The organism is Amycolatopsis rhizosphaerae, assembly GCF_007713715.1.
GTDB classification, from domain to species: Bacteria; Actinomycetota; Actinomycetes; order Mycobacteriales; family Pseudonocardiaceae; genus Amycolatopsis_E; species Amycolatopsis_E rhizosphaerae.
This window is the reverse complement of record NZ_VJWX01000515.1, coordinates 1-5,076: the sequence shown is the minus strand read 5'-3', so window position 1 is coordinate 5,076 and position 5,076 is coordinate 1. Positions and strand designations below refer to the sequence as shown.

Annotated in this window: 4 protein-coding genes; 3 read left to right on the top strand and 1 reads right to left on the bottom strand. The window is 72.2% G+C overall.

Annotation, left to right across the window (positions count from 1 at the left end):
- The first annotated feature begins 135 nt into the window (after positions 1-135).
- Both FNH05_RS31990 and fgd read left to right on the top strand, forming a co-directional pair.
- Positions 136-2,370, top strand: coding sequence for an MFS transporter (locus tag FNH05_RS31990; protein WP_144592580.1), 2,235 nt, complete (start codon positions 136-138; stop codon positions 2,368-2,370).
- A 134-nt stretch (positions 2,371-2,504) separates the two neighbouring features.
- Positions 2,505-3,509, top strand: coding sequence for a glucose-6-phosphate dehydrogenase (coenzyme-F420) (gene fgd / locus FNH05_RS31985; protein ID WP_144592579.1), 1,005 nt, complete (start codon positions 2,505-2,507; stop codon positions 3,507-3,509).
- A 47-nt stretch (positions 3,510-3,556) separates the two neighbouring features.
- Here fgd and FNH05_RS31980 read toward each other — a convergent pair whose 3' ends face one another.
- Positions 3,557-4,264 carry an SDR family oxidoreductase gene (locus FNH05_RS31980; protein ID WP_144592578.1) on the bottom strand — a complete coding sequence of 236 codons (708 nt, stop codon included), beginning with the start codon at positions 4,262-4,264 and terminating at the stop codon, positions 3,557-3,559.
- Positions 4,265-4,367: 103 nt separating this feature from the next.
- On the opposite strand from FNH05_RS31980, the gene FNH05_RS31975 reads away from it, so the two are divergent.
- Positions 4,368-5,076 (top strand): helix-turn-helix transcriptional regulator (locus FNH05_RS31975; protein WP_144592577.1); only part of this gene is annotated, 709 nt, incomplete at its 3' end.

Below are 5,076 nucleotides of genomic sequence, written 5' to 3'. Positions count from 1 at the left end.
GCCGATACGGCCGTGAGGGGACCCCTCACGGCGCCCATTCCCGCCTGAGCGGGGGCCCTCACGGTCGTGGGGACCGGTGCTCCTCTAAAGTAAGGCAATCGATTGATTTAAATTCGCGGGACGGGAGAGCCATCCATGACCCATGCCCTGACCAGACCCACCGAAGCGCAGGCGCCGCCGCCCGGGGTCCGGCCGGACACCGTCGTGGCCGTACTGGCCTTCTCCGGGATCGTGGTCTCGCTCATGCAGACTCTGATCATCCCGCTGGTGCCCGTACTTCCCCAGCTGCTCGGGGCCTCGGCGTCCGACACGAGCTGGGCCATCACCGCCACGCTGCTCGCGGCCGCCATCGCCACGCCGACCATGGGGCGGCTGGGCGACATGTACGGCAAGCGCCGGCTGCTGCTGGTGAGTGTCGCGATGCTCGTCGTGGGCTCCGTCGTGTGCGCCCTTTCCTCCGCGCTGGCGCCGATGGTCGTCGGCCGCGCCCTGCAGGGCCTGTCGTCCGGCGTCATCCCGCTGGGCATCAGCATCATGCGGGACGAACTGCCCGTCGAGCGGCTCGCCGGGGCGACCGCGCTGATGAGTGCCTCGCTCGGCGTGGGCGGCGCGCTCGGCCTCCCCGCGGCCGCCTTCCTTGCCGAGAAGGCCGACTGGCACGTGCTGTTCTGGACGGCCGCGGGCCTCGGCGCGGTCGCGGCCGTGCTCGTGTTCTCACTCGTGCCCGAGTCGAAGGTCCGGGCGGGCGGGCGGTTCGACCTGCCGGGCGCGCTGGGCATGTCGGTCGCGCTGCTGTGCCTGCTGCTGGCGATTTCGAAGGGCAGTGACTGGGGCTGGGGCAGCGGTCTGACCCTGGGGTTGCTCGGCGCGGCGGTGGTCATCCTGCTCGCCTGGGGCCGGTGGGAGCTGCGCACCCCGCAGCCGCTGGTGGACCTGCGCACCACCGCGCGGCGCCAGGTGCTGCTGACCAACATCGCCTCCGTCGTCTTCGGGTTCGCGATGTTCGCCATGTCCCTGGCGTTCCCGCAGCTGATCGAGCTGCCGAAGAGCACCGGATACGGACTGGGCCAGACCATGCTCGTGGCGGGTCTCGCGATGGCGCCGGGGGGCTTGCTGATGATGGCCACGGCACCGCTGTCGGCGCGGATCTCGCGGACCATGGGCCCCAAGGTCACCCTCATGGCCGGCGCCGTGGTGGTCGCCGCGGGCTACGGCCTGAGCGTCCTGCTGATGTCGGCGGTGTGGCAGCTCATGATCGGCGCCGCCGTCGTCAGCGCCGGGATCGGTCTTGCCTACGGTGCCATGCCCGCACTGGTGATGGGCGCCGTGCCGGTGTCCGAGACGGCCGCCGCCAACAGCCTCAACACGCTGATGCGGTCGATCGGCACCTCGGTGTCCAGCGCGGTCGCCGGGGTCATCCTGGCCCACGTGACCATGAAGCTCGGCCCGCTCACCCTGCCCGCGCAGAACGGGTTCCGCATCATCCTGGCCGTCAGCGCGTGCGCCGCGCTCGGCGCGCTGGTGATCGCGGCGTTCCTCCCGGGGCGGCGGCCGTCCGTCACGGCGCGGCCTGCCGCCGAAAGCGCCGTCCCTGGATCGCCCGCGGCGGGCGAGATCAGCGGGTCGCTGCGCACCACGGCCGGTGCGGTCGTGGCCGATGGCACGGTCACGGTAACCGGTCCCGACGGCCGTCAGGTCAGCCGGGCCCGCTCCGGCGCCGATGGGGATTACGCGGTGCGCGGGCTGCGGCCGGGTACCTACACGATCATCGTCACGGCGGCGGGGTTCGAGCCGGAGGCGGTGTCGGTCTCGCTCGACGGGGCGGGGGCGGTCCGCGACTTCGCACTGGCTGGGGGCGGCGTGGTGACCGGCGTCGTCCGCCGTACCGGCGGTGCCGCCCCGGTCGCCGGTGCGACCGTGGCCGCCACCGACGTCGCCGGCCGGGTGGTCGGCAGCACCGACTGCGCGGAGGACGGCACCTTCTCCCTCACCGGGCTGCCCACCGGCGAGATCACCGTCGTCGCGCAGTTGCCGAGCCATGTGCCGCACGCGGAAACCGTGGTGATCACGGGGCGGGAGCCCGCCGTGGCCGACCTGTTCCTGCGGGCGATCGGACGGCTGCACGGCACGGTTACCGACCCCGGCGGCCGGGGTCTGGCCAGGGCCACCGTCTCCGTCGCCGCCGGGGACGGCGACCTGGTCGCCAGCATCGTGACGGACGAGGACGGCCGGTACGAACTGCGTGACCTCGCTCCCGGCGAGTACACCGTGGTGACCAGCCTCTACACGCCGACCGTGCGGCACGTCAGCCTCACCGTGGGCGAGCCCGTGATCGTGGATGTCGACCTGGTCGCCACGCAACCGCGCTAGGAACCACTCTTGCCGGGACCCCCTCACGGCCTTTCGGCGGAGCGCAAGCGGCCGCAGTGGTGGAGTGCGGGAGTTGCGGCGCGGCCCGCGCCAGTAGGTTGGAGGGGAAGACTTGCCGCAAGGGAGGAAGAAACGTGCGTCTGAAGGTGGGTTACAAGGCGTCGGCCGAGCAGTTCGGGCCCCGTGACCTGGTCGAGTACGCCGTGCGCGCCGAGGAACTGGGACTGGATTCGGTCATGGTGTCCGACCACTTCCTGCCGTGGCGGCACGAGGGCGGGCACGCGCCGTTCGCGCTGGCCTGGATGTCGGCGGTGGCCGAGCGGACCAGCAGGGTGCAGATCGGCACCAGCGTGCTGACCCCGACGTTCCGGTACAACCCGGCGGTGATCGCGCAGGCGTTCGCCACCATGTCGCTGCTGTCGAACGGCCGGGTGCTGCTGGGTGTGGGCACGGGTGAGGCGCTCAACGAAATCGCCGTCTCGGGCCGGGAGTGGCCCGAGTTCAAGGAACGCTTCGCGCGCCTGCGCGAGGCGATCAAGCTCATGCGCGAGCTGTGGACCAGCGACAACGTCTCGTTCGACGGCGAGTACTACCAACTGGTCGACGCCAAGATCTACGACCGGCCGGACCAGCCGGTGCCGGTGTACGTCGCCGCGGGCGGCCCGGTGGTGGCCAAGTACGCGGGCCGGTCCGGGGACGGGTTCATCTGCACCTCGGGCAAGGGCATGGAACTCTACACCGACAAGCTGATGCCCGCGGTCGCCGAGGGCGCCGCGGCGGCCGGGCGGGACGTCACGGGCATCGACCGGATGATCGAGATCAAGATGTCCTACGACCGGGATCCGGAGCAGGCACTGGCCAACACCCGGTTCTGGGCGCCGCTTTCGCTGACCCAGGAGCAGAAGCACACCGTGTCCTCCGCGGAGGAGATGGAACGGCTGGCCGACGAGCTGCCGATCGAGCAGGTCGCCAAGCGGTGGATCGTGGCCTCCGACCCGGACGAGGCCCTCGCCCAGATCAAGCCGTACGTGGACGCCGGTCTCAACCACCTGGTCTTCCACGGCCCCGGCCACGACCAGGAGCGTTTCCTGACCCAGTTCACCGAGGACGTGCTCCCGAGGCTGCACGCCCTGGGCTGACGAGGTGGCCGTTCGCGGAGAGGACCCGCCGCGAACGGCCCGCCGGCTCACCAGGGGAGGGGGCCCGAGGCGTCGAAGTAACCCCCGGTGGGGCCGTCCGGGCCCACCTGCGCCATCCGGACGATGATCTCGGCGCCTTCCTCGACGGTCTGCGTGCCCGTGCGGCCGTTGAGGTCCGTCGCGGTGTAACCGGGCTCGACCGCGTTGATCCGGAGGCCCGGGAACGCCTTCGCGTACTGCACGGTGAGCATGTTGACCGCGGTCTTCGAGGCCGGATAGGCGAGGCCGGGGTAGGCGTGGGCCGGAGTGTCCGGAGTGGACACCCTGGTGAGCGAAGCGAGCCCGCTGCTCACGTTGACCACGACGGGGGCGGGGGAGGCCAGCAGCAGCGGCAGGAACGCGTGGAGGACGCGGACCACGCCGAAGACGTTGGTGTCGAAGGTCGTGCGCATCAGTTCCGCGGTCAGTTCCGCCGCGCCCGGCACCCCGTTGTCCGGGTTCCGCGGTTCGATGCCCGCGTTGTTCACCAGCACGTCCAGCCCGCCGTCGGCTTCGACGGTCTTCGCCGCCGCGGCGACGGACGCGTCGTCGGTGACGTCGAGGAGGACCAGCCGCGCACCCAGCCGTTCGGCGGCCCGGCGGCCGCGCTCGGCGTCGCGGCAGCCGAGGTAGACGGTGTGTCCCGCTTCGACGAGGCGGCGGGCGGTCTCGAAGCCGAGTCCCTTGTTGGCTCCGGTGATCAGTGTTGTCGTCATGGCCCCGACTCTCCGCCCCGGCGCCATGGCCGGCCAGTCGTCCCGTCTTCCTGGGACCACGGGTACCAGGAAGTTCCGTGCGGTCCCGGGCAGACTGGACGGCGTGGCGGCGACGGAATTCGGGCGGGCGGTGCGGCGGTGGCGTGACCGGGTGCGGCCGGAGGCCGTGGGGCTGCCCGCGGGCGGGCAGCGGCGCGCGGCGGGCCTGCGCCGCGAGGAACTGGCCATGCTGGCCGGGATCTCGGCCGACTACGTCACCCGCCTCGAACAGGGCCGCGCCGTCAACCCGTCGGGGCAGGTGGTGGAGGCGCTGGCGCGGGCGCTGCGCCTGTCGGCGACCGAGCGCGGGCACCTGTTCCGGCTCGCCGGGCAGGTGCCGCCGGGCCCGGAGACGGTACCGGCGTACCTCACCCCGAGCGTCCAGCGGCTGGTGGACCGGCTGGCCGACACCCCCGTCGGCGTCTACGACGCGGCATGGACGCTGCTGCTGGCCAACCCGCTGTACGCGGCGTTGATGGGGGATCCGTCCGGATGGACCGGCAACGAACGCAACAGTGTGTGGCGCAACCTGGTCGGCCCCGGCAGCCGCGTCCGCTTCACGGTGGACGAACGGCGCGCGTTCGAGGCGGCGCTCGTCGCCGATCTGCGCGCGACCGCGAGCCGGTATCCCGCCGACCGGAACCTGCGGCGCCTGATCACCGATCTCCGGGAGCGCAGCGCCCGGTTCGCCGAGCTGTGGGATTCCGGCGTGGTCGGCGCGCACGTGGCGGCGCGCAAGACCATCGACCACCCGCGGGTGGGTGCGCTGACCC

Bases quoted from the DNA above. Each gene is read 5' to 3' on its own strand.
- FNH05_RS31990 (WP_144592580.1), top strand. From the start codon at position 136: ATGACCCATGCCCTGACCAGACCCACCGAAGCGCAGGCGCCGCCGCCC.
- FNH05_RS31980 (WP_144592578.1), bottom strand. From the start codon at position 4,264: ATGACGACAACACTGATCACCGGAGCCAACAAGGGACTCGGCTTCGAG.